The sequence below is a fragment of the Pseudonocardia sp. EC080619-01 genome (genome assembly GCF_001420995.1).
Taxonomy (GTDB): domain Bacteria; phylum Actinomycetota; class Actinomycetes; order Mycobacteriales; family Pseudonocardiaceae; genus Pseudonocardia.
Map to the genome: position 1 here is coordinate 2,759,946 of NZ_CP012184.1, position 23,857 is coordinate 2,783,802.

20 protein-coding genes are annotated in these 23,857 nt (G+C 74.4%); 6 read left to right on the forward strand and 14 right to left on the reverse strand.

Annotation, left to right across the window (positions count from 1 at the left end):
* Positions 1-89: 89 nt before the first annotated feature.
* The 8 genes from AD017_RS12945 to AD017_RS12980 all read right to left on the reverse strand — a co-directional run bounded on the left by AD017_RS12945 (position 90) and on the right by AD017_RS12980 (position 8,988).
* Positions 90-1,847, reverse strand: coding sequence for a cation acetate symporter (locus tag AD017_RS12945; RefSeq protein ID WP_010224669.1), 1,758 nt, complete (start codon positions 1,845-1,847; stop codon positions 90-92).
* Complete coding sequence (locus AD017_RS36250; RefSeq protein WP_202968853.1) at positions 1,844-3,751, reverse strand: hypothetical protein; 1,908 nt, start codon at positions 3,749-3,751, stop codon at positions 1,844-1,846. Before AD017_RS36250 ends, AD017_RS12945 begins: the two co-directional genes overlap by 4 nt.
* Positions 3,748-4,614: a LytTR family DNA-binding domain-containing protein gene (locus AD017_RS12955; RefSeq protein ID WP_010242567.1), complete on the reverse strand. Its 867-nt coding sequence runs from the start codon at positions 4,612-4,614 to the stop codon at positions 3,748-3,750. The genes AD017_RS36250 and AD017_RS12955 overlap by 4 nt, the downstream gene beginning before the upstream one ends.
* 171 nt (positions 4,615-4,785) lie before the next feature.
* Positions 4,786-5,673 (reverse strand): S49 family peptidase, encoded by an 888-nt coding sequence (locus tag AD017_RS12960; protein WP_369821686.1) that lies wholly within the window; start codon positions 5,671-5,673, stop codon positions 4,786-4,788.
* Positions 5,674-5,782: 109 nt separating this feature from the next.
* Positions 5,783-7,024: a sensor histidine kinase gene (locus AD017_RS12965; RefSeq protein WP_010242571.1), complete on the reverse strand. Its 1,242-nt coding sequence runs from the start codon at positions 7,022-7,024 to the stop codon at positions 5,783-5,785.
* A complete protein-coding gene (locus AD017_RS12970; protein ID WP_060574381.1) occupies positions 7,025-7,903 on the reverse strand; it encodes an Fpg/Nei family DNA glycosylase in 879 nt (292 codons plus the stop codon).
* Between the two features lie 10 nt (positions 7,904-7,913).
* A complete protein-coding gene (locus AD017_RS12975; protein WP_010242575.1) occupies positions 7,914-8,354 on the reverse strand; it encodes a hypothetical protein in 441 nt (146 codons plus the stop codon).
* A gap of 85 nt (positions 8,355-8,439) precedes the next feature.
* A complete protein-coding gene (locus tag AD017_RS12980; protein ID WP_060574382.1) occupies positions 8,440-8,988 on the reverse strand; it encodes a cupin domain-containing protein in 549 nt (182 codons plus the stop codon).
* Positions 8,989-9,260: 272 nt separating this feature from the next.
* Here AD017_RS12980 and AD017_RS12985 point away from each other — a divergent pair, with 272 nt between their 5' ends.
* Both AD017_RS12985 and AD017_RS12990 read left to right on the forward strand, forming a co-directional pair.
* The gene (locus tag AD017_RS12985) at positions 9,261-9,746 is read left to right on the forward strand and encodes a MarR family winged helix-turn-helix transcriptional regulator (protein WP_010242579.1); all 486 of its coding nucleotides are present in this window, start codon (positions 9,261-9,263) and stop codon (positions 9,744-9,746) included.
* A complete protein-coding gene (locus tag AD017_RS12990) occupies positions 9,747-12,509 on the forward strand; it encodes an MFS transporter (RefSeq protein WP_060574383.1) in 2,763 nt (920 codons plus the stop codon).
* 83 nt (positions 12,510-12,592) lie between these two features.
* Here the strand turns inward: AD017_RS12990 and AD017_RS12995 are convergent, their stop codons facing one another.
* Together AD017_RS12995 and AD017_RS13000 are read right to left on the reverse strand one after the other, a co-directional pair.
* Entirely contained in the window at positions 12,593-14,404 is a 1,812-nt protein-coding gene (locus AD017_RS12995) for a gamma-glutamyltransferase family protein (protein ID WP_227012737.1), read from the reverse strand.
* Between the two features lie 11 nt (positions 14,405-14,415).
* Positions 14,416-16,203, reverse strand: a complete 1,788-nt coding sequence (locus AD017_RS13000) for a TM0106 family RecB-like putative nuclease (protein WP_060574385.1) — start codon at positions 16,201-16,203, stop codon at positions 14,416-14,418.
* A 167-nt stretch (positions 16,204-16,370) separates the two neighbouring features.
* Here AD017_RS13000 and AD017_RS13005 point away from each other — a divergent pair, with 167 nt between their 5' ends.
* Positions 16,371-17,270, forward strand: coding sequence for a DUF6474 family protein (locus AD017_RS13005; protein WP_010231270.1), 900 nt, complete (start codon positions 16,371-16,373; stop codon positions 17,268-17,270).
* 43 nt (positions 17,271-17,313) lie between these two features.
* Here the strand turns inward: AD017_RS13005 and AD017_RS13010 are convergent, their stop codons facing one another.
* The 3 genes from AD017_RS13010 to AD017_RS13020 are packed head-to-tail and all read right to left on the reverse strand — an operon-like array spanning position 17,314 to position 19,913.
* A complete protein-coding gene (locus AD017_RS13010; protein WP_060574386.1) occupies positions 17,314-18,723 on the reverse strand; it encodes an NAD(P)/FAD-dependent oxidoreductase in 1,410 nt (469 codons plus the stop codon).
* A 31-nt stretch (positions 18,724-18,754) separates the two neighbouring features.
* Positions 18,755-19,417, reverse strand: coding sequence for an NAD(P)H-binding protein (locus tag AD017_RS13015; protein ID WP_010231266.1), 663 nt, complete (start codon positions 19,415-19,417; stop codon positions 18,755-18,757).
* A 40-nt stretch (positions 19,418-19,457) separates the two neighbouring features.
* On the reverse strand, positions 19,458-19,913 hold the full coding sequence (locus AD017_RS13020; RefSeq protein ID WP_010231265.1) for a DUF4442 domain-containing protein: 456 nt from the start codon (positions 19,911-19,913) through the stop codon (positions 19,458-19,460).
* 229 nt (positions 19,914-20,142) lie between these two features.
* On the opposite strand from AD017_RS13020, the gene AD017_RS13025 reads away from it, so the two are divergent.
* The 3 genes from AD017_RS13025 (at position 20,143) to AD017_RS13035 (ending at position 23,028) form a co-directional block, all read left to right on the forward strand.
* Positions 20,143-21,171 (forward strand): NAD(P)-dependent alcohol dehydrogenase, encoded by a 1,029-nt coding sequence (locus tag AD017_RS13025; protein WP_060574387.1) that lies wholly within the window; start codon positions 20,143-20,145, stop codon positions 21,169-21,171.
* An 88-nt stretch (positions 21,172-21,259) separates the two neighbouring features.
* On the forward strand, positions 21,260-22,291 hold the full coding sequence (locus AD017_RS13030) for an amidohydrolase family protein (RefSeq protein ID WP_010231261.1): 1,032 nt from the start codon (positions 21,260-21,262) through the stop codon (positions 22,289-22,291).
* Positions 22,288-23,028, forward strand: coding sequence for an iron-sulfur cluster assembly protein (locus AD017_RS13035; protein WP_010231259.1), 741 nt, complete (start codon positions 22,288-22,290; stop codon positions 23,026-23,028). The genes AD017_RS13030 and AD017_RS13035 overlap by 4 nt, the downstream gene beginning before the upstream one ends.
* 64 nt (positions 23,029-23,092) lie before the next feature.
* Here the strand turns inward: AD017_RS13035 and AD017_RS13040 are convergent, their stop codons facing one another.
* Positions 23,093-23,851, reverse strand: coding sequence for a class I SAM-dependent methyltransferase (locus AD017_RS13040; protein ID WP_060574388.1), 759 nt, complete (start codon positions 23,849-23,851; stop codon positions 23,093-23,095).
* Positions 23,852-23,857 lie beyond the last annotated feature (6 nt).

Genomic DNA, 23,857 nt, shown 5'->3' on the forward strand with positions numbered 1-23,857 from the left:
CGTTGCGCGGCACACCGTCGAAGTCCCCCGATCCGGCCCAACACGTGGCCTCTTCCGGCTACGCAGCGTCAGCCGTTCGGAGTATCCCTTCAGGTGCGGTCATCCAAACGATCACGCATCAGCCCCAGACGTTCGGGAGCGTGCAGGCGCAGCAGTACCTGACCGGCGTCCGCGGGGCGCCGCGACCGGGTCAGCTCCGACACCACGACCATGGTCAGGAAGGCCAGCGGCACGCTGACGATCGCCGGCCGGTACAGCAGCACACCGGCCCAGCCGCCCGAGCCACCCGGGAGGAACGCGTCCAGCCCGGCCAGGGCAGCGATCACCGCACCGGCCGAGGCGACCCCGCCGACGACGACGCCCGCGATCGCCCCGATGTCGGTGAGCCCGCGCCACCAGATCCCCAGGATCAGCAGCGGGCAGAACGTCGACGCCGCCACCGCGAACACCAGCGCCACGGCCTCGGCGAAGTTGAGCCCGGTCGGGACCAGCGCGACGACCGTCGGCACGATCCCGGCCAGCACCGTGGCCAGCGGGAAGCGCCGGGTCATCTTGCCGCGCCCGGCGAGGACGTCGGTGGAGATGACGCTGGCCAGGCTCACCAGGAGCCCGGACGCCGTGGACAGGAACGCCGCCCACGCCCCGGCCGCCACCAACCCGCCCACCAGGATCCCGAGCACACCGCTGCCCAGGATCGCCGACGGCAGCAGCAGGACGGCCGCGTCGGTGCGGCCGGTGACCAGCAGCTGCGGCGTGTACACCCGGGACAGCACGCCCATCAGCGTCACCAGCAGGTAGAAGCCACCGAGCATCGCGATGACGAGGACGGCGCTGCGCCGGGCCGCGCGGCCGTCGGAGTTCGTGTAGAAGCGGCCGAGCACGTGGGGCAGGCCCATCGTGCCCAGGAACGTCGCGAGGATCAGCGAGTACGTGGCGAGCAGCTGGTGCTGCTCGCCACCGCCGAAGGGGCGCAGCCAGCTCTCGTCGTCGGACGGGGAACCGCTGGTCACCGGCACCGGCTCCCCCGCGGCGAAGTCGAGCTCGGTGCCGGGGGCGACCTCGTGGGAGGAACCGGCGACCCAGCGGAGCGGGCCGTCGACCGGCTGCCCGTCGACGGTGCCGCGGGCGGTCACGTCGACCGAGAGCCGGACGTCGAGGGTGACCGGGGTGGTCACCGAGACCGTCGTCGGCTCGCGGAACTCGGGCGGCTCGTCACGGGCGAAGGTGTGCGAGTCGCCGAACCAGACGGCCAGCCCGATGACCACCGGGACGGCCAGCGCGGTGAGCTTGAACCAGTACTGGAAGGCCTGCACGAACGTCACCGACCGCATGCCGCCCAGCGCCACCGTGGCCAGCACGATCACGCCCGCGGCGGCGGCGCCGATCCAGTCCGGCAACCCGGTGACGATCCCGAGCGTCAGTCCGGCGCCCTGGATCTGCGGCAGCAGGTAGAGCCAGCAGATGACGATGACGACGCTCGTGCACACCCGGCGCAGCGCGGGCGAGGCGAGCCGGGCGTCGGCGAAGTCCGGGACGGTGTAGGCCCCGGACCGGCGCAGCGGGGCCGCGACGAACAGCAGCAGGAACAGGTAGCCGGCGGTGTACCCGACGGCGTACCAGAGGGCGTCGACCCCCTGGAGCAGGATCAGCCCGGCGATGCCGAGGAACGACGCCGAGGACAGGTACTCGCCGGAGATCGCACCGGCGTTGAGCCGGGACGGCACCGACCGCGAGGCGACGAGGAAGTCCGAGGTGAGCCGGGTGCGGTGCGCGATCGACCCGATCACTCCGGACACCACCGCGACCAGGACGATCGCGATCAGGGAGACGACGGCGGTCACGGTCATCGATCGGCCACGTCCTCGGCGAACTCCTGCTCGGCTGTCTCGGCGGACCGGACATACCACCAGCCCAGGCCCAGCAGGAACGGGTAGACGAGCACGCCGAGCAGCAACCACGGGAGCCGGATGCCGAGGACCGAGATCCCGCCCAGCGCCGGCACGGCCATGAACAGTGCCGGGAGCATCCCGATCCCGAACAGTGCGACCAGGCTGACCCGCAGCGTCAGCAGCAGCTGGGTACGGACCAGCGAGTTGCGCAGGAGGGTGCCGACCGCGCCCGGATCCTGCACGTCGGAGAGCCCGCGGGACGAGTGGGCCGTCGAGCGGCGCTCGGAGAGCACGATCCGGACCCGGCCCGCGCCGGGACCCTCGTCGGCCTGCTCGGCCTCGTCCTGCTCGGGGGCCGGGGCGTCGGTGGGCGCGGCGGCGAAGCGGCGGGGCCGGGCGCCGGTGTACGGGGCCGGGGAGGAGACGGCCAGAGCGGCCGGTGTCGCGCCCGTGTCGGGAGCGGGGGCGGGCGCGACCGGGGCGTCCAGGCCGGGGGCGCGCCAGATGATCTCGGTGCGTTCGGTCTCGTGTTCCGGCAGGTGCGGACGGCCTGCGTCGTCCGTGTCGTCGCCGCCGTCGTCGAGGTCGTCGCCGTCGTCGAGGTCCCCGAGGTCGTCGGGCAGGACCCCGCGCGTCCCGTCGTCGGGAGCGCCGGCCGGATCGGCGAAGGCCGCCGGGCCGGGGAGCGAGACGATCCCGTCCGCGGCGTCGTCGGTCGGCTCGACGGGGGCGGGGGTGCTGCGCCGCCCCGCCGCGGTCCACCGGGTCGGGACGGGCCGGGTCTCCGGATGTTCCTCGGTGGCCGTCCCGTTCTCGGTGGCGGCACCGGCGTGCAGCGCGTCGGGATCGGGCGACCAGCCCCGGTCCCAGACCGGCGACGACGCCCCCGGCACCCGCCGGGGAAGCCCCGAGCCGCCGTCCGCGGGCGGCCACTGCTTGCCGCTGTCGGACGGGCCCGGTCCGGTTGACGGGGTCCCGGCGACGTCGCGCACGCCCTCCGGGGCGTAGGGGTCGGGCATCCGTGTCGAGCGGGGCCGCGGACCGGACGGACGGCGCGGGCCGGCGGACGGTGCGGGCGCATCGTCGCCGCGCTCGTCGCGACCGGCGGGGGCGTCGACGTCGTCGGCGGCGGCCGTGCCGGCGGGTGACGACGCGGCGCGGGTCGCGCCGGAGCCGCGGGGCAGGTCGGCCGCCTCGTCGGACGCTCCGTCGCCCGGCTCGTCCTGCGGTGTCGTGGCCTGACCGCGGGTGGGATCGACCCGGGCGTGCCGCCCGGACTCCCCGGACCTCCCGGCGACCCGGCGGGCGATCTCCTGCTGCAACCACGCGGAACCGCTACCCGGGTCGGACGCGGAGTCCGGTCCGGTGTCGTCACGGCGGGCGCGCCGCCCGGACCGGCCGGACGGTTCCGGTGCGTCGCTCGTCTCCTGCGGGGTGTGCGGTGCGGCGGCGCCGGCATCGGTGGACCGCGGAGCAGGGGTGGGACGTTCCCCGCCGGGGTGCGGCGTGGGCGACGGCTCCGCGGCGCCGGTGGCGTACGGCGGCGCCGGACGTGGTGTCCCACCGGTCGTGCCGGAGCGCGGGGGCTCGGCGGGGCGCGGGTGACCGGCCGAGAGGTCCGGGCTGCGCGGGCGCGGCGGGACGGCGCCCGGCGCACCCCCGCGGGGGAGGCCGTCGGCGGGGGTGGGCCCGTCGGCGGAGGCCCCCGGCCAGGACGACGTGCCGCCGGGACCGGCCGGGTGCGCGGCGCCGTCGGCGCGGTCGTCGCCGGCGTAGGGGTCCGCGGACCCGTCGTGGGTGTCCGACGCCTGCTCCGGCTTCGGACGCACCGACGGCTGGACGCCGCCGGTGGGCCTGCTCACCTCTGGCTCCACGCCTGCTTGGTCGCGCGGACGAGACGGTCCTTCAGCTCACGGGTGTGCCGGCGGCTGACCGGCAGCTCGGCCGTCTCCGCACCGGACCCGATCCGGACGACGTACCCGGACCCGGCCAGCCGCAGCTCGGTGACCAGCGGCAGCGCCACCAGGAACGAGCGGTGGATCCGGACGAATCCGGCATCACGCCAGCGGTCCTCCAGCACCGACAGCGGGATCCGGACGAGGTGGCTGCCGTCGGTGGTGTGCAGCCGGGCGTAGTCGCCCTGGGCCTCGACGTAGCGCACCGCGGACCGTGGGACGAGCTTCGTGGTGCCGGCCAGCTCGACCGGGATCACCTCGTCGTCGCCGCCACCCGTGACGGTGCCCTCCTCGCGGACCGGCTCGACGGCCCCGGCACGCCGGGTCGCGAGGATGCGGTCCACCGCGGCCGAGAGCCGTTCGGTGCGCAGCGGCTTGAGCAGGTAGTCGATGGCACCGACGTCGTAGGCGTCGACGGCGCGGTCGTCGTGCGCCGTCACGAACACGATCGCCGGCTGCACGGCCATGTTCTGGAGCACCCGGGCGAGTTCCAGGCCGTCGAGCCCGGGCATGCGGATGTCGAGGAACACGGCGTCGATGTCGGTCTGCTCGGCGACGTCGGTCCCGCCCCCGGGGCCGGACTGGCCCCCAGCGGGCGCTCCCGCGCGGCGACCGTTCAGGATGCGCAGAGCCTCGGTGGACTCCCCCGCCTTCAGGACGGTCGCGACCCGCGGTTCGTCGTTCAGCAGGAAGGCCATCTCCTCGAGCGCGGGCTGCTCGTCGTCCACCGCGAGCACGACGAGTCCCCGAGTGGTGTCGTTGCTGTCCACGATCTCCTCATCCTGCTTTCGGGCCTGCACCGGAAGCCCATCGTCGGTGATGATCGCCCGGCGCCGCGACCATGGTGACGCGCCGAGGCGCCGGATGCCAGGGCACGAACCGGATCGGTGACCGTCCGGACACGGCGGGCAGCCCCCTCCAGGGCGTCACCCGGCGCCGGGTCACAGCCCGTAGCGGGCCCAGGTGGCCTTCGTCTCCACCGCCGAGAGCAGTTCGAACGCGACGTCGGCCGGATCACCGAACGAGTGAGCCCGGGCCGCGCCACCACCGGCCCCGAGCCGGGCGAGCAGCGGCCTGCGCTGCTCGACCGGGCGCTGCTCGGCGTCCGGGAACCGCTCGTCCAGGACGTCGTGCACGGTGCCGATGCCGTCGACGAGCCCGAGCTCGCGGGCGCGCTCACCGAGCCACACCTCGCCGTCGAACAGCTCGGTGTCCCCCGCGAGCCGGTCGCCGCGGCGCTCGCGGACCCAGCCGGTGAACCGCTCGTGCAGCTGCTCCTGCAGGCCGGTGAGCCAGGCGACGTCCTCGGCCTTCTCCGGCAGGAACGGGTCCAGCCGCGACTTCGAGCCGCCGGCGGTGTGCAGCCGGCGGGACACGCCCCACTTGTCGATCAGGCCGTCGAGCCCGAACCCGGCGCTGACGACGCCGATCGAGCCGACGATCGAGGTGGAGCAGGCGTAGATCTCGTCGGCGGCGCAGGCGAGCCAGTAGCCACCGGAGGCGGCGACGTCCTCGCAGAACGCCAGTACCGGCACCTCGGCCTCCGCGGCCAGGCTGCGGATCCGGTCACCGATCAGCTGGGACTGGGTCGGCGAGCCACCCGGCGAGTTGATCACCAGGGCGACGGCGGCGAGCCGGTCCGGGGCGAACGCCCGCTCCAGCACCTTCTCGACCGAGGCGGCGTTGAGCACCTGGCGGGGCACCGGTGCGGCCTGGGCGCTGATCACACCGTGCAGCCGGACCACCGAGACCACCGGCGCCCCGGCGGCTCCGACGGTCTCACCGAGCTTGCCGGGCAACCGGGAGGTGACGGCGGCCGGTATGCGCAGGACGTCCATGCCCGTCCACCGTACGCGGGAGCGCTGGGTGACCGCTGGTGACCGGATCGGCACAGTGGGCAGCCGATCCACCACCCGTGCGGAGCAGCACCGGGGGCCGTCAGGCCCGGATGCCCGCCCGGAACTTGGGCACCCGCAAGGTGATCTTCATACCGGCGCCGACGTTGGTGTCGACGACCAGACCGAAGTTGTCGCCGAACGCCGACCGCATCCGGTCGTCGACGTTGCCGAGGCCGACGTGGGCTCCGGACAGGTGGGCGTCGTCGAGGTCCTCGTTCAGCCGGGCCGGGTCCATGCCGACCCCGTCGTCCTCCACGACGATCACGCATTCGGACCCGGCGTTCTCCGCGCGGATGGTGACGGTGCCGCCGTTCGGCTTGCCGGAGAGGCCGTGCCGGACCGCGTTCTCCACCAGCGGCTGCAACGCCAGGAACGGGAGGACCACGTTCTTGATCTCGTCGTCGATCTGCAGCCGGATGTTGAGCCGGTTGCCGAACCGGGCCTTCTCCAGCTGCACGTAGCGCTGGATGTTGTCGAGCTCGTCGGTCAGCGTCGTGTACTCGCCGGCGGAACGGAACGAGTACCGCGTGAAGTCGGCGAACTCGATCAGCAGCTCGCGGGCACGGGACGGGTCGGTCCGGATGAAGGACGCGATCGTGGTCAGCGCGTTGTAGACGAAGTGCGGCGAGATCTGCGCCCGAAGCGCACGGACCTCGGCCCGGTTCAGCCGGGCCCGCGAGTCGTCGAGCTCGGCCAGCTCCAGCTGGCTCGACACGTACCGGGCGACCTCGCCGGTCGCCCGCAGGACGGGCGGCCCCGCGGTCGCCGGCGTGAGCGCGGCCAGCGTGCCGATGATGGTGCCGTCGCTCTCCAGCGGCACGACGACGATGCCGCGGACCTCGCAGCCGGGCTGGCTGCACTTGATGGAGGTGTGGCTCATCAGCTCCATCCGGCCGGTGGAGACCACCCGGTCGGCGAGCGTCTGGACGTCCTGCTGGTGCTGGTCGGCGCTGCCGTCCCAGCCCAGGACCGTGCCGCGCGAGTCGGTCATCGCCATCGCGGTCGTCTCGAGCAGCTGGCGCAGGTAGGGCAACGCCTGCGACGCCGAACGCGCCGAGAGCCCCTCGCGCAGCACCGGCGCGGCCAGCGCCACCGTGTGCAGCGCCGAGAACGTGGCCTTCGCCAGGGGGGAGACCATGTTGTTGCGGCGGTTGCGCTGCCAGAGGAAGACGAACACTGCGACCGCGAGGACGACCACGACGACCGCCAGCAGCAGCACCAGCGACGGCGTCAGCACCGTCGTGCCGTCGACGACGGCGAGCACCCCCGACTCCACCCGCACCTACCTCACCAACCGGGACAGCCGCCGGTCGGCGAGCGGCTTGCCACCGGTCTGACAGGTGGGACAGTACTGGAACGATCTCTCCGCGAAGGAGACCTCCCGGACGGTGTCACCGCACACCGGGCAGGGCAGCCCGGTGCGGGCGTGCACCCGCAGACCGGAGCGCTTCTCGCCCTTCAGCTCGGCCGCGCCCTGCCCGACCGACCGGCCGACGGCGTCGGCGAGCACCCCGTGCACGGCCTCGAACAGCGCGTCGCGCTGCTCGGTCGTCAGCCGGCCGGCCGTCGCGTACGGCGACAACCGGGCGGTGTGCAGGATCTCGTCGGAGTAGGCGTTGCCGATCCCGGCGACCGTCGACTGGTCGGTCACCAGCGTCTTGAGCCGGCGGGTGTCGCCGTCGAGCAGCTCGTCCAGGCCCGGGCGGGTCAGCTCGAGCGCGTCCGGCCCGAGCTTCGCGATCCCGGGGACCAGGGCGGGGTCGTCGACCAGGTACACGGCGAGCCGCTTCTGGGTTCCGGCCTCGGTGAGGTCGAAACCCGGGCCGCCGACGGCGTCGAGGTGCACCCGCAGCTGCAGCGGACCCCGGCCGGGCTTGGGCGGGGTGGCGCCCGCCGTGGCGTGCCAGCGCAGCCATCCCGCCCGGGAGAGGTGGGTGACCAGGTGCAGCTCGCCGTCGTCCGGCCGGTCGGCGAAGTCGACCGACAGGAACTTGCCGTACCGGGACGCACCCGTCACCACGCGGCCCACCAGGGCGGACACCGCGGGATCGAACGTCTTGAGCGCGCTCATGGAGGCCACGTCCACCCGCGCCACCGGGCGGTACACCGCGTGCTCGTGCAGGTGGTGGGCGAGCGCCTCCACCTCGGGGAGTTCCGGCACCGCGCGCCTCCTAGTTCATCGGCTGCAACGGGCTGTCCGCGTGGCCCGGGGTGGACCGGTTCTTCAGGCTGCGCACGACCACCCGGGTCTCCTCGCGCGCGGTCGCGAGCCCCCGGACCATCCCGGTCCAGCTCTCCGGGGGCAGGTCGTACCCGCCCTGGGTCTTCGCGGTGATCGTGAACGGGCGCCGCAGCAGCCAGCGGGCCGGGAAGAAGCCCAGCCCGACGACCACGACGAGCCAGTAGAACCACGGGAAGATCACGTTGTCCGGGACCCAGACCAGCAGCATCAGCCAGAAGAAGGCGAGCGAGGAGAGGATCAGCACGACGGCGCCGCTGCCGGCGTCCACGTCGTGCTCGAACTCGTCGCCCACAGCGGGCGTCGCCCACTCGATCCGCCGCTGGACCTGCCACTCGCGGTAGTCCGCCGCGATGACCGTCTTCGTCGCCAAGGTCTCCGCTCCCCTGCCCGTACCCGAGTCGATGTTCCCACAGGTCACCGACAGAACCGAGTGTCCGCGCGGGAGCGCCCGGACGTCAGCAGGCCGGTTCGGTGGACTCCCGCTCGGGGACGCCGGGCGCCAGCAGCTCGGAGCGGGTCAGGACGACCGGCTCGGCCCCGTCGTTGCGGAGCTCGTTCGGCTCGCCGTCACCGAGGAAGAACGCCTGCTCGGCCCCGAACGTCTGCGGCTCGCAGCGGCCGGCCCGCTGCACCGTCACGGTGCCGGAGCGGACGGCCGACACGGCCGTGCCGGGGTGCCGGATCCATCCGGTGGCCTGACCGGGCTGCAGCACCTCGGTCCGCACCAGCAGCTCCGACGGGCCGGGCGTGCCGATCTCGATCGGCCGCTCCAGCGTGCCCCGGGCGTCGGACCCGGCCTGGGCGACCGGGACCGCGGGGACACCGGGCACCTCGGCCGGCTCCTCCCCGGGACCGGTGGACGGTCCCCGCGCCGGTGCGGACTCCCCGGCGGGAGCGGCGGCGGGGTCGTCGGGATGGCCGAGCTGGCCGGGCTGCGCGCATCCGGCGAGCAGCGCGCCGATCAGGACGAGCAGGACGGTGCCGGTCAGGGAACGGATGCGCACGGACGGTCCTCCCGGGGAGCGAGACGGATCACCCGCGAGGCTAGTGGCGCGTCACCACGCCGGCCGCAGCCGGGTGACGACGACCGCGCCGTCCGGTGTGCGCCATCCCCTTCGCCCGGCCGAGCCGGGTCCGCCGAGGCAGGGTCGTACCGGCACGGCAGGCCCATGGTGGAGGTCACAGCGAACCGGTTTGCATTGCGCAACGCAGAAGCGCATCCTTGCATCCGTCAACTAGTTGCGTGATACATGCACCACCGGGAGAGGGGCGCGCGATGAGCACCGCGAAGCCCGCGACGGCCGAGCCGGACGAGGCCGACATCGAGCTCGCCGACACCGTGGTCCGCGAGCTGTTCATGCTGGTCCGCCAGGTCAAGAGGTCGGCGGAGCGGCACCGCCCCGACATGATCGTCGACATGGCCGGCTACCACGTCCTGGCCCACCTGCACTTCGGCGGACCGCAACGGGCCACCGAGATCGCGGCGGCCTTCCACTCCGACCCCTCGACGATCAGCCGCCAGGTCTCGGCGCTGGTCAAGGCCGGCCTCGTCGAGCGCCGCGCCGACCCCGGCGACGGCCGCGCCTCGCTGCTCGCCGCCAACGACGAGGGCGTCCGGGTGATCGAGACCGAGCGACGGCGCCGCGCCCACGTGATCGCCGAGGTGCTCGGCGGGTGGGACCCCGCCGACCGCGTCGCGCTGACCACGCTGCTCGACCGCTTCCTCGACGACTACCAGACCTTCGAAGCACGGGAGTCCTGAATGTCCACCGCTGCCGCCGCTGCGCGGCCCGCCGCCGCGAGCGCCGACGGAGAGCTGACGCACCGGCAGATCCTCACCGTCCTGGGTGGACTGATGCTGGGAATGTTCCTGGCCGCCCTGGACCAGACGGTCGTGTCGACCGCCATCCGCACGATCGCCGACGACCTCTCCGGCCTGTCCCTGCAGGCCTGGGCGACCACGGCGTTCCTCATCACCAGCACGATCACGACGCCGCTCTACGGCAAGCTCTCCGACATCTTCGGCCGCAAGCCGCTGTTCATGACCGCGATCTCGATCTTCCTGATCGGCTCGGTGGCCTGCACCCTGGCCTGGTCGATGTACTCCCTCGCCGCGTTCCGTGCGCTGCAGGGCCTCGGCGCCGGTGGCCTCATGTCGCTGGCGCTGACCATCCTCGGTGACATCGTGCCGCCGCGGGAGCGGGCCCGGTACCAGGGCTTCTTCCTGGCCGTGTTCGGCACGTCCAGCGTCATCGGCCCGGTCGTCGGCGGCCTGCTGTCCGGTGTGGACACCATCGCCGGGATCGACGGGTGGCGCTGGATCTTCCTGGTCAACGTCCCCATCGGACTGATCGCCCTGGTCGTCGTGCAGCGGGTGCTCAACATCCCGCACGTCCCGCGGAAGGCGCGGATCGACTGGCCCGGCGCGATCGCGCTGGCGCTGTGCCTGGTGCCGCTGCTGATCGTCGCCGAGCAGGGCCGCGAGTGGGGCTGGGACTCCACGAACTCGATCGTCTGCTACGTCATCGGCGGGATCGGGCTGCTGCTCTTCCTGCTGGCCGAGCGGGCCTACGGCGACGACGCGCTGCTCCCGCTCCGGCTGTTCCGCACCGGTGTCTTCTCGCTGTCCAGCGTCATCAACCTGATGATCGGCATGGCGATGTTCGGCGGGATCGCACTGCTCCCGCAGTTCCTGCAGATCGTGCACGGCGCGACGCCGATCGAGGCCGGCTTCATGATGCTGCCGCTGGTCGGCGGGATCATGGTCGCCTCGGTGCTGTCCGGCCAGCTGACCTCGCGGACCGGTCGCTACAAGATCTTCCCGGTGATCGGCACCGCGCTGATCACCGTCGCGATGGTGCTGCTGTGGCTGACCGTCACACCGGAGATCCCGCTGCCGCAGCTCTTCGCCACGATGGCGGTCCTCGGCCTCGGCCTCGGCCTGTGCATGCAGACCCTGGTGCTGGCCGTCCAGAACGCGATGCCGGCCCGCGACATGGGCGTGACGACCTCGGCCGTCACCTTCTTCCGGCAGATGGGCGGCACGCTGGGCACCGCCGTGTTCCTCTCGGTGGTGTTCTCCACCGCCGGGGACCGGATCGGTGAGGCGCTGCGCTCCGCGATGGGCACCGCAGGCTTCCAGGCGGCGGTGACCGATCCGGCCGTGCTCGCCGACCCGGCGAACCGGCAGGTGGTCGAGGGGCTGCAGACCGGCGCGATCAACTCGTCGGTGCTGAGCGACTCGTCGTTCCTGCAGCAGATCGACCCGCGGCTCGCCGCCCCCTTCCAGGAGGGCTTCACCAGCTCGATGACGCTGGCGTTCCTCATCGCCGCCGTCGTGATCGCGGCCGCGTTCGTGCTGGTGCTGTTCGTGAAGGAGCTGCCGCTGCGGACGATGTCCGGTGCGCAGGCCGCGCGGGCGGAGGCCCAGGCCGGTGCGTCGGCGAGCCTCCCCACCGGTGACGCGACGACCGCGGCCCCGGTGCCCGCCCCGGCCGGTCGCGGTGCGGGCGTCGAGCCCGGCCGCGCGATCGACGCCCCGCCCACCACGCCGATCCCGGTGATCGGCCGTGCCGACGGCTCCCGCAACGGCACGCCGCAGCCCGACGGCGCCGCACACCCGGCTCCCGCCACCGGGCAGCCGGCAGCCGCACCGGTCGCGCCGCCCGCGCCCGCGGCGGCCCCGCCGGCCCGGGGCGGCGGCCCGGCCGTCACCGGACGCGTGCAGCACGGTTCCGGTGACGCGCTCACCGGGGCGGTCGTCACCGTCGCCCGGCTGTCGGGTGACCAGGTCGGCCGCACCACCACCGACGACGACGGCCACTACCGGATCGCGCTCGACGGCCCGGGCCGCTACCTGGTCGTCGCCGCCTCCGGCGCGCTGCCGCCGCACGCCGCGACGGTGTCGGTGGGCACCGAGCCCGTCCGGCACGACGTGCGGCTGGCCGGTGGCAGCGGGATCCACGGGACCGTGCAGGACGCGGCCGGCCACGGCGCGGCGGGCGTGACCGTCTCGCTGATCGACGCCGGTGGCGACGTCGCCGCGTCGGGCCGCTCCGGCGAGGCCGGGCGCTACGCCCTCACCGGGGTGCCGTCCGGGCGGTACACGCTGACGGCCGTCGGCGAGGGGGTCGATCCGGTCGCGGTCGGGGTGGAGGTCCCGGCCACCGGCTCCGCACTGCAGGACCTGCGGCTGCCGCAGCGCTCGCGCCTCACCGGCCGGGTGACCGCCGCACCGGACGGCCTGCCGGTCGGCCAGGCGCTCGCCACCCTGATCGACTCCGAGGGTGCGGTCGTCGGGTCGCGGCTGTCCGGACCCGACGGCACCTTCACCTTCGAGGGCCTCGCCGCGGGGAGCTACACGCTCGCGACCAGCGGCTACCCGCCGGTGGCGACCGTCGTCGCGCTGGAGCCGGGCCGGGTGACCCACTCCGACGTGGAGTTCCCGCACCCGCTCGACGAGCCCGGCCCCGTCCCGTCGCCGAACGGCAACGGCCGGCACGTCCGGGAGGGTGACCCCCGGTAGGGGTTCCACGTGGAACGGCCCGGCACCCGAGCAGGAGGGGTGCCGGGCCGTTCCCGTCGAACGCCCGAGTGCACGGCCGGTCGCTACACCGCGATCGCGGCGCCCACCCCGGACCGCGGGTCCACCGCCGCGTGCAGCGTCCCGGCGCCACCGCCACCGGGCACCGCGTCGCCCCGGCCGGCCGCACACATCCGCCCGAGCGCCCACGGCCCGGCGTCGTCGACCGCGTGCCCGCGGTCCCGCAGCGACGCCAGGGTCGCCGCGCCGAGCCGCGACTCGACGACCAGCCCGTGCGGCTCCCACCCGCGCGGCGCGAACGACGCCGGGAAGGCCGTCGAGTGCCAGGCCGGGGCGTCGATCGCGGCCTGCAGGTCCAGGTCACCGTGGATCATCGCGAGCAGGAAGCACAGCTGCCACTGGTCCTGCTGGTCGCCGCCCGGGGTCCCGAACGCGACCGCGGGCTCGCCGTCGCGCAGCGCCAGCGACGGGCTGAGCGTGGTCCGCGGCATCCGGCCCGGGGCCAGCGAACTCGCGAGGCCCTCCTCCAGCCAGGACATCTGACCGCGGGTGCCCAGGCAGAACCCGAGCGACGGGATGGTCGGCGAGGACTGCAGCCAGCCACCGGACGGCGTCACCGAGACCATGTTCCCGGCGGCGTCGACGACGTCGACGTGCACGGTGTCCCCGCGGGCGACCCCGTCCCGGCTCACCGTCGGCTCGCCGGTGCCGGGCCCCTCCGTGCCCGAGCCGCGGGCGGCACCCGGGGTGGCGGCGTGGCGGCCGATCCGCGGCTCGCGCCCGCCCGGGGAACCCGGCCGCAGCCCGGGATCGGACGTCGCTCCGAGCAGCGCCCGCCGGGCGTCGGTGTAGGGATCGGAGAGCAGGTCCGCGACGACGCCGTCGCCGCCGGGGTCGCCGTACCAGGCCTCCCGGTCGGCGAACGCCAGCTTCGCGGCCTCGGCGGCGAGGTGCACGGTGTCCGCGGTCGCGACACCGCCGGGCAGCTCGACGCCGGTACCGGCCAGCAGCCGCAGCTGCTGCAGCAGCACCGGGCCCTGCGACCACGGCCCGCACTTGGCCACCGACCAGCCCCGGCCCGCGTCGGCGACCAGGGCCGGCTCGTAGTGCGCCGACCAGCCGGCCAGGTCGTCGGCGGTGAGCAGGCCCGTGCGGTCGAGCCCCGTCTCGTCGCGGACCGGGGTGGTCGCGCAGAAGCGTCCGATCTCCTCGGCGACGAAGCCGCGGTACCAGGCGTCGCGGGCCGCGTCGATCCGCGCCTCCCTGCTCGGGCCGGTCGCGGCGGCGAGCAGCCGCCGCCAGGTCTCGGCCAGCGCGGGGAGCCGGACGGTCTCGCCCGGTGCCGGGACGCGGCCGTCGGGCAGCCAGGTCGCCGCCGACGTCGGCCAGTGCGCGCGGAAGTGGCCGGCGACCGTCGCCAGCGCGGCGGAGATCCGCGGGACCAGCGGGAACCCGCCCGCGGCGTAGCCGAGCGCCGGTTCGAGCACGTCGGCGAGCTCCCAGGTGCCGTGGTCCCGCAGCAGGGTCAGCCAGCCGTCCCAGGCGCCGGGAACGGTGGCCGGGAGCAGGCCGGTCCCCGGGACGGTCTCGCAGCCGGCGTCGCGCATCCGGTCGATCGTCGCCGCGGCCGGGGCGACGCCCTGGGCGCACAGCACCGTCGGGGACGGGTCGGCGGCGGTGACGAACACCGCGGGGAGCTCACCGCCGGGGCCGCACAGGTGCGGTTCGACGACCTGCAGGACGAACCCGCAGCTCACCGCCGCGTCGAAGGCGTTTCCGCCCCGGGCGAGCACGGTCGCCGCGGCGGCGGTGCCGAGATGGTGGGTGCTGCTGACCGCGCCACGCGGGCCGATCCGGTCGTATCCACGGGGAGCCACGCCCCGCATCGTCACACGGGCAGGTCGGTCAGCTCCGTCACCAGTGGCACCTCGAGCACCCGATCCGACGACATCCACTCCCGCAGCGCCTGGGTCGCCAGCACGTCGTCGGTGTTGTAGCCGAGCAGCCGCTCGCGCTGCGCGGGATCGGGCTCGCCGCCCTCCAGCGCGACGGCGTCGCGGTACCACCGCATCGAGTTCTCCCCGCCGGCCTCCGGGTCCCGCCAGGAGAAGCCCGCCGCGGGCGCGATCTTCTTCAGTCCCTTGCCCTGCGCACACAGGAACCAGGTCGACACGACGCCGTAGAGATCGACCCAGCACGGGTCCTCGATGAACTCGCGGACCTGTGCCTCGGTCGGGACGCCGGGCATCCCGGCGAACCGGTGCGCCGACGACAGCATCCACCGGTTCTCGGCCTGCTCGTTGTAGCAGTAGGCGGCGAACGACCGGCCCGACGCGCGGGCGGCCGCGCGGATCCCGGACAGCCACGTCCAGAACTCGCCGAACGAGCGGCCCTCGTCGCGCGTGGGGAGCGGGTCCCAGGTGGCGAACGCGCGGTAGCCCGGGTCGGGGTCGCCGTCGCGCGCCCCGCCGGGCAGCGACAGCAACGCTCCCCAGAGGTACGCGCCGGACTCGCCGAAGCTCTCCATGTCGACGTCGACCTCGACGTCGGCACGCGGCACCTCCACCCGCGGCACCCGGCGGGCCACGGCCAGCCCGTGCCTGCGGGCCCGCGCCAGTGCCACGAGATCCCCGAACGGCGGTCCGGGCAACGGCGCGGCCAGCTCCGACGGCGGGTCGGCCGGATCCAGCCCGGCCAGTCCGGCGACGGTCGCCACACCGGCCGACCGCAGCAGCCGCGCCGTCTCGCCGTGGGCGACCAGGCTGACGTCGTCGGCGCTCTCCAGGGCGGCCTCGCACGTGGGCCACCAAGGGCAGCGGCGGCACTCGGTGATCCGCGACGGCGCCGCGAGCGCCGGCCCCCCGGCCGCGGCCGACCGGGCGACCGCGGCGCGGTCGGCGAACCGGACGTCGTACTCCTCCAGGGTGGAACGCCCACCCGGCCAGTGCCCGGTGTCCAGGTCGTGCCAGACGACGACGTCGGCATCCAGCCCGATCACCCCGCCGAGCCGCGGCGCGGGCTCCGGCGGCGCCCAGCCCGCGGCCTCCAGCAGCCGGGTCAGCTGGGCCAGGGCCAGGAGGTCGCGGGGCTGCGAGCGGACCTTGCGGTCCGGGTCGTGCCGGGCGCGCTGCGGCCAGGGGTCGGTGACCGCCGTGGTCCGGGCGCCCTCGCCGGGATCGGTGATGCGCCGCCGCACGACGAGCAGCGGGACGTAGCCGCCGCCGGGCGCCCGCACCAGGAGCTCCGCGGTGCCGCGGCGGTCGTCGTCGAGCGGGAGCACGGCACCCCAGATCAGCGGGGTGCCCGCCGCCACCAGTTCCGCCGTCCGGGCGGCCCGCGCCGCGCGGGACCCGGCGGGTGGCCCGGACGCCTCGCCGTCGGACGCGGCCGCGACCGGGACGCCCGCCGGACCCTCCGCCGTGGCCGGGCCCGTCGCGCCGCCGGGCCAGGTGCTCGCCCAGTCCCCGCCCCAGGTGCCGGCCAGCAGCTCGCCGATCCGCGCGCGGTGCGCGGCCGCGTCGGCCCGGCGCTGCTCGATCGCGGGGTCGGGCAGGGCCCGGGGTGCACCGCTCGCCGACGGGTCGTGGTCCAGGTGCACCCGGCGGCGGCACCCGGTCAGCGCGGCGGCGTCGAGCAGGACGCGCGGCGCCGCACGGGATCCGGTCGAGGTGCTCACGGTGGTCGAGGGTAGAGACCGTCCCCGACAGTTCCGACGGGTACCGATCCGGTGGACGACGCCGTCACTCCGCGGTGTCGGACCTGCGCGGGCGGTGGGACGGGCCTTAGGCTCCGGCGACGACATCGCGATCAACTGTGGTCGGACCGACCCCGGGAGGACACGACATGGGACTGCTGCGCAGGAAGCCGCGCGCCGGCGAGCGCGCCGCCGCGGCGACCAGGGAGGCGGCGGTCGACGCGTCCGAGCGGGTGCACACCGCCGCCGTGCAGACCGCCGAGTTCACCAAGGAGACCGCGGACCTGGCGTCGGAGAAGCTGCACCGCCGGGCCGTGAAGGCGCGCCGCCGGGCCGAGTCGGCGAGCCGCCGCGCCGAGAAGGCGGGCCGGCGGGCGGCCCGGACCACCCGTCGTGCGGTGGACTCGGGCACGCACTCGGTCGCCGCCGCCGCGAACGGTCTGCTCAGCGAGGCCGACCTCAAGGCGCGTTCGGCCGACCGGAAGACCGCGAAGACCGCCGCGAAGGCGGACGCCGGCGCCCGCAAGGCCGAGGCCAAGGCCGCGCAGGCCGCGGAGAAGGGCCGGCTCAAGAGCGAGGCCCGCGCCGCGAAGGACGCCGAGCGCGAGCGCGCCGCCCGCGAGTGGAACGCCAAGCGGGTGCAGCGCTACCTCGGCATCGCCAAGATCGTGGCGCCGCTGGTGGCCCCGTACGCGATGGCCGCCGCGGGCACGCTGCGGCACCGGCTCGACGACCACCGGTCCCGGCGGCTCGGCGTCTCGCCGGACGAGCTGGGCGGCTACTCGGGCCCCGGCGGGAAGCTGCACGCACGGCTGTCCCGGATCTCGCGGACGATCGCCGAGCTGCGCGCGGACGGCACCACCGACCGGGACGCGAACGCGAAGCGGTTCGCCGACGAGACCGAGCCGCGGCTGCACGACCTGGCCGCCGCCGTCCGGGCCGCGGAGAACATGCCGGCCGCCCGCCGCAAGGCGGCGTTCCGCACGATCTCGCACGACCTGGACCGCATCGAGGTCGAGCTGCTGGACCACCTGGGCGTCCGGGCCTGAGCCGGACGGGCGCCGCACGCACCGTGCGCGCGGCGCCCGTCGCTCAGCCCGCGCGGTAGGTCTCCAGCAGCCGCAGCCACACCTCGCTGACCGTGGGGAACGCGGGTACCGCGTGCCACAGCCGGGCCAGCGGGACCTCGCCGACGACGGCGATCGTCGCCCCGTGCAGCAGCTCCGCCACACCGGGTCCGACGAAGGTCACCCCGATCAGCACCTCCCGGCGGGTGTCGACGACCGCGACCACGCGACCGGCCCAGTCGTCGGCGGTGAGCGACGACCCGGCGACGGCGATGTCCATGTCGACGACCCGCACGTCCAGGCCGTCCCGCCGGGCGGCGTCGGCGGTCCGGCCGACCCAGGCGACCTCGGGATCGGTGAACACCACCTGGGGCACGGCGTGGTCGTCGGCCGTCGCGGCGTCCTCGCCCCAGGCGCCGTCGTCGAGCCCGCGGCCTGCGGCCCGGGCGGCGATCGCGTGCGCGGCGATCCGCGCCTGGTACTTGCCCTGGTGGGTGAGCGGTGCCCGGCCGTTGACGTCCCCGACCGCGTAGAGCCAGTCCCCGCCACCGTCGACGAGGCCGGAGTCGTCGACCGGGACGGCGCCGCGCCCGGTCGTCGTCACCCCGACGGTGTCGAGGCCGAGCCCGTCCGACGCCGGACGGCGCCCGGTCGCCACCAGCAGCCGGTCCACCTCGACCACCTCCCCGCCGAGGTGCAGGCGGGTCGCGTCGCCCGCGGCCTCGACGCGGTCGAGCCCGGTGTCGAGGCGGACGTCGACCCCGGCCTCCCGCAGCCCGTCGGCGACCCGCTCGGACGCGACGGGCTCGGCGTTCGGCAGCACCCGCGGTCCGTGGTTGACCAGCGTCACCCGTGACCCGAGCCGGGCGAAGGCGAGCGCCATCTCGCACCCGACGACCCCGCCGCCGAGCACGCCGAACCGGGGCGGGATCTCCTTCGCCGAGGTCGCGCCCCGGGAACCCCAGTACTCGACCGTGTCGAGGCCGGGCACCGGCGGCGTCACCGGCACGCTGCCGGTCGCGAGCACCACCGCGCGGCGGGCCGTCACGGTCGTCTCCGTCCCGTCGGCGCCGGTGACGACGACGGTCCGCTCCCCGGCCAGGCGGCCGCGGCCGCGCAGCACCGCCGCCCCGGCACCCTCGGCCCACTCGACCTGCCCGGTGTCGTCCCAGTTCGAGGTGAAGGACGTCCGCCGCTCCAGCACGGCGGCCGGGTCGAAGTCCGCGGTGACGCCGGGCAGCCGCCGGGCGTCCGCGACCGCCTGCGGGGTGCGCAGCAGCGCCTTCGACGGGATGCACGCCCAGTAGGAGCACTCCCCGCCGAGCAGCTCGGCCTCCACGATCGCCGCGGAGAGTCCCGCGTCGACCGCGTAACCGGCGGCGTTCTCGCCGACCGGCCCTGCTCCGATGACGACGACGTCGTACTCGTGACTCATGCCACCAGCATTCCCCGCCGTCGCCGGGTTATCACCCCTGGAGTGCGGCGACCGCCTGCGCGAGTTCGACGTCGCCCTCGCGGAGCTCCAGGGTCGACCCGATCGTGTGGTCCGCGGTCAGCAGCGCCGCCAGTACGGCGGCGGTGTCGTCACGGGTCACGTCGTCGCGGTCGACCGGCGGCGGCGCCAGCAGCACCGCGCCGGTCCCGGGGTCGTCGGTGAGCCTGCCGGGACGGAGGATCGTCGCGTCGAGCCGGTCGTCGGCGCGGATCGCCTCCTCGGCGGCCTTCTTCGCCCGGATGTAGGCGGCCCAGACCTCGCCGCGCTCCGGATCCGGCTCGGCGTCCACCCCGGTCGAGGAGACCAGCAGGTAGCGGCGGATCCCGGCGGCCGCGGCCGCGTCGGCGAGCAGCGTCGCGCCGTCGCGGTCGACGGTCTCCTTGCGGGCCGCCGTGCTGCCCGGCCCGGCGCCCGCCGCGAACACGACCGCGCCGGCGCCCCTCAGCTGCACGGCGAGCTCGTCCGCGGTCGCCGACTCCAGGTCGGCCACGACCGGCCGGGCGCCGGTCGCCGCCACCTCGTCGGTGTGGTCGGGGTTGCGCACGATCGAGCGGACCGTGTGCCCGTTGCCCGCGAGCAGCGCGGCCAGCCGCATCGCGATCTTCCCGTGTCCTCCGGCGATCACCACGTCCATGGTCCGAGGCTAGGCCCGGACCGCACGTCGCGCGCGGGACCTACCGGCGGTTCGGCTTCAGCGTCCAGACGATCGTCATCGCGCCGGTCTGCACGCCGTCGGCGTCGGTGATCGTGACGTCGACCGAGAACTCCGGCCGGGTGCCGCCGTCGAGCTCGGCGAGGACCTCACCCGCCGGACGGGTCAGGACCGCCTCCGCCCGCAGGTCGCCCTTGGCCAGCTTCAGGTAGCGGATCTCGGAGCGGACGACGAGCGGGACGGCCCGGTCGCCCGCCGAGGCGAAGGCCGCGAGCCCCACCGCGCCCGAGGCGGTCTCCCCCAGCCCGAACATGACCGCGGCGTGCGGGCCGCCGACATGGTTGTGCTGGTCGGAGCGATCGGGGAGGAACGCCTCCACCCGTTCGGTGGTGATCTCGCCGAAGGTGATCCCTGCCGTGCCCACCCACGGCACGGCCTGCGTCATCGCCCCGGCCACCCAGCTCGCGTCGTCAGCCATGACCCGGAGGCTACTCGTCGGTAACCGGTTCTGGTAGCCGCCCGATTCGTCCGTCGTATCGCTGGGCGAGAAAGGATCCCCTTGTCCGCGGTCCGCGGTGGGGTTCTGATCGATGTGACAGGCGGCACAACGCGATCACGGTCACGTCGGCGCCGCTCCCACAGCAACGACCGCGAGTCCCACCACGATCGACGCGCACCGCCGCGCGTCCGACGCCAGGAGGTACCCCGTGAAGGCCGTGCGGGTGCACGCGTACAAGCAGGACCCCCAGCTCGAGGACATCCCCGAGCCGACGATCCAGGGACCGCTCGACGTCATCGTCAAGGTCGGCGGTGCCGGTGTCTGCCGGACCGACCTGCACATCATCGACGGCGACTGGGCCGACATCCAGAACCCGGACCTGCCCTACGTGATCGGGCACGAGAACGCCGGGTGGGTGCACGCCGTCGGCGACGGCGTCACGAACGTCAAGGTCGGCGACACCGTCATCCTGCACCCGCAGCCGTCGTGCGGGCTGTGCACTATGTGCCGCTACGGGCGGGACATGCAGTGCACCGGCGACGCCTTCTTCCCCGGCCTGTCGAACAACGACGGCGGCATGGCCGAGTACCTGCGCACCACCGCCCGGGCGTGCGTGAAGCTGAACCCGGACACCAACCCGGCCGACGTCGCCGCGCTCGCCGACGCCGGCATCACCGCCTACCACGCGGTCCGCAAGTCGGTGCCGTTCCTCTACCCGGGCACCACCGCCGTCGTGCAGGGCGCGGGCGGGCTCGGGCACATCGGCATCCAGGCGCTCGCCGCGCTGACCGCGACGAAGATCATCGTCGTCGACAAGAACCCGGCCGCGCTGGACCTGGCGAAGAAGATCGGGGCGGACGAGACGGTCGTCGCCGACGGCAACCACGTCGAGGCGGTCCAGGAGATCACCGGCGGCGGCGCCACCGTCACCTTCGACTTCGTCGCCGAGCAGGGCGCCGAGCTCGACGCCTGGGCGATGACCGGTCCGGCCGGCTACCAGTTCATGCTCGGCTACGGCGGCGAGTTCAAGGCCCCGACGCTGGACTTCGTCGCCGGCGAGAAGAACGTCATCGGCAACATCGTCGGCACCTACAACGACCTGGCCGAGCTGATGGTCCTGGCGCAGGCCGGGAAGGTCACCCTGCACACCGTGCAGTACCCGCTGGACCGGGCGCTCGACGCCCTGCACGACCTCGACGCGGGCAAGGTCCGCGGCCGGGCGATCCTCGTTCCCTGACCCCCGATTCATACGTCCGTCCAGGACGTACGTACGGAAATCCTGATCCACCACCGATCAGCAGAGCAGCTGACGCAGGAGGAACCACATGTACGAGAAGGATGGCGAGAAGTACTTCGTCGTCGACTCCCACTCGCACTTCTGGGACGCGTCCCGGGAGAACTGGGTCGAGGGTCGCGAGCAGTACGCCAAGGGCTGGATCGACTGCTTCTACGGCTACCACCAGCTCGGCCCGCCCGAGACGCACTGGGACTGGGAGCACTACCTCAAGGTCTCCGCCGACGACTTCGAGCGGGACATGTTCATCGAGGGCCACGTCGACTACGCGATCTTCCAGTCGACGTACCTGAAGGAGTGGTACAAGAACGGCTTCAACACGATCGACCAGAACGCGGAGCTGCTGGAGCGGTTCGGCGACCGGGTCATCGTCAACGGCCGCTTCGACCCGCGCGAGGGCGACGCCGGGCTCCGCCAGCTCGAGGCGGACATGGAGAAGTACCACTTCAAGGGCGTGAAGCTGTACACCGCGGAGTGGAACGGCGACTCCCGCGGCTACAAGCTGACCGACCCCGAGGCGTACCGCTTCCTGCAGGCGGCGCAGGACCTGGGCGTGAAGAACGTCCACGTGCACAAGGGCCCGACGATCTGGCCGCTGGACAAGGACGCGTTCGACGTCGCCGACGTCGACCACGCGGCCACCGACTTCCAGGGCCTCAACTTCATCGTCGAGCACGTCGGCCTGCCGCGCATCGAGGACTTCTGCTTCATGGCGGTGCAGGAGCCCAACGTCTACGCCGGCCTGTCCGTCGTCGTCGGCGGCCTGATGCACGCCCGCCCGAAGTTCTTCGCCAAGGTGATGGGCGAGCTGCTGTTCTGGGTCGGCGAGGACAAGATGCTCTTCGGCGGCGACTACAACATCTGGACGCCGAAGTGGCAGGTCGAGGGCCTCGTCGACTGGCAGATGCCGGACGACGACCAGTTCGCCGACTACCCGCGCCTCACCACCGCGAGCAAGAAGAAGATCCTCGGCCTGAACGCCGCCCGGCTCTACGACATCCCGGTGCCGGACGAGCTCAAGCTGCAGGACGCCCCGGGCGAGCAGCTGGTCGCGGGACAGTGACGCCCGGGCCTGTCGACAGCACCGTCCGGCAGGCCGTGTGGTCCGCGCTGGGGACGGTGCTCGATCCGGAACTGGACGAGCCGATCACGGACCTCGACTTCGTCGAGTCGTGCACCGTCTCCCCCACCGGTGAGGTCACGGTGGGCCTGCGGCTGCCGACGTTCTTCTGCGCCCCGAACTTCTCGTTCCTGATGGTCGCCGACGCCTACGACGCGGTGACGGCCGTCCCCGGGGTGAGCAGGGCGCAGGTGACGCTGGCCGACCACCACGCCTCCGACGAGATCAACGGAGGGGTCGCGGCGCACGCCGGGTTCGTGAAGTCCTTCGAGGGCTCGCTGAACGGCGAGGCCGCGGCGGAGCTGGACGAGCTGCGCCACACGTTCCTGTCCAAGGCCGCGCTGGCCGGGCAGGACCGGGTGGCCCGGCCGCTGGTCGACGCCGGTCGCGGACCGGAGGAGCTCGCCGCGCTCACGCTCGGCGCGCTCACCGGCACCGACGCCGACACCGACGAGCTCGCCCGGATGCGTCGCCGCCGGGAGGCCATCGGCCTGCCCGCCGGGGACGACGCGCCGCTGCTGGTGCATCCGGACGGCTCACCCGTACAGGTCGAACAGGTCCCGCTCCACCTGCGCCGGGCGCGGCTGCAGCGGGTCGGGATCGAGACCAACGGGGAGTACTGCAAGTCGCTGCTCAAGATCCGTTACGAGCAGCGGGAACCCGCCGCGGCAGGCGGGTGAGGACGGGCCGGACCCTGCCGGCCCCGCACCACGTGAGCCGTGCTCCTCTCGCCGGGGGCACGGCTCACGTGCGTTCCGGGGTGGCGTCGAGGACGCGCACGGTGTCGACGAGCCGGTAGCCGTCACCGGCCCGGAACGGCTCCAGGGCGTCCAGCAGCGCCGTCCGGACGGCCGCCGGTCCCGCCGAGCGGGCCGCGTGCCGGCCCGGGCCGGACTCCAGGACCCCGGCGACGAGGTCGTCGGCGTCCGGGTGGTCCGCCGGCACCCGGACGACGCCGATCTCCCGCACCGCGAGCCCGGCGAGGCCGGCGAGCCTCGCCAGCCGCTCCGGGTCGGTCAGCGGCGGGGCCCCGGTGCCGCTGCGGTCCGGGCCGGGCGGCCGATCCTGGCGGGGTGCGGGGGCCGCGTCGGTGAGCGGAGCGAGCGCCGCACCGATCACCGCCGCGTCGCACTCGTCGGGGGTGCCCCAGACGGTGGCCCGCACCGTCCCGCCGGGTGCGCACACCCGCCCGGCCTCCCGGAGCGCCTGCACCGGGTTCGTCAGGTGCTCGAGCACCTGGACCAGGGTGACCAGGTCGAACGCGTCGTCGTCGAACGGGAGCTCGTGCGCGTCGGCGACGGTCAGCGCGGCCGACGGCGCGCCCCGCTCCGCCATCGCGAGGGCCCGCCGCTCGACGTCCACGCCGGACACGACGAGGCCGTCGCCCGCGGCGCGGGCGAGCAGGCCGCCGGCGCCGCAGCCGACGTCGAGCAGCCGGGCGCCGGGGCCCGCGCCCGCCAGCACACGGTCGTGCAACGGGGAGGCGGCGGCAGCGGTGCTCACACCGGA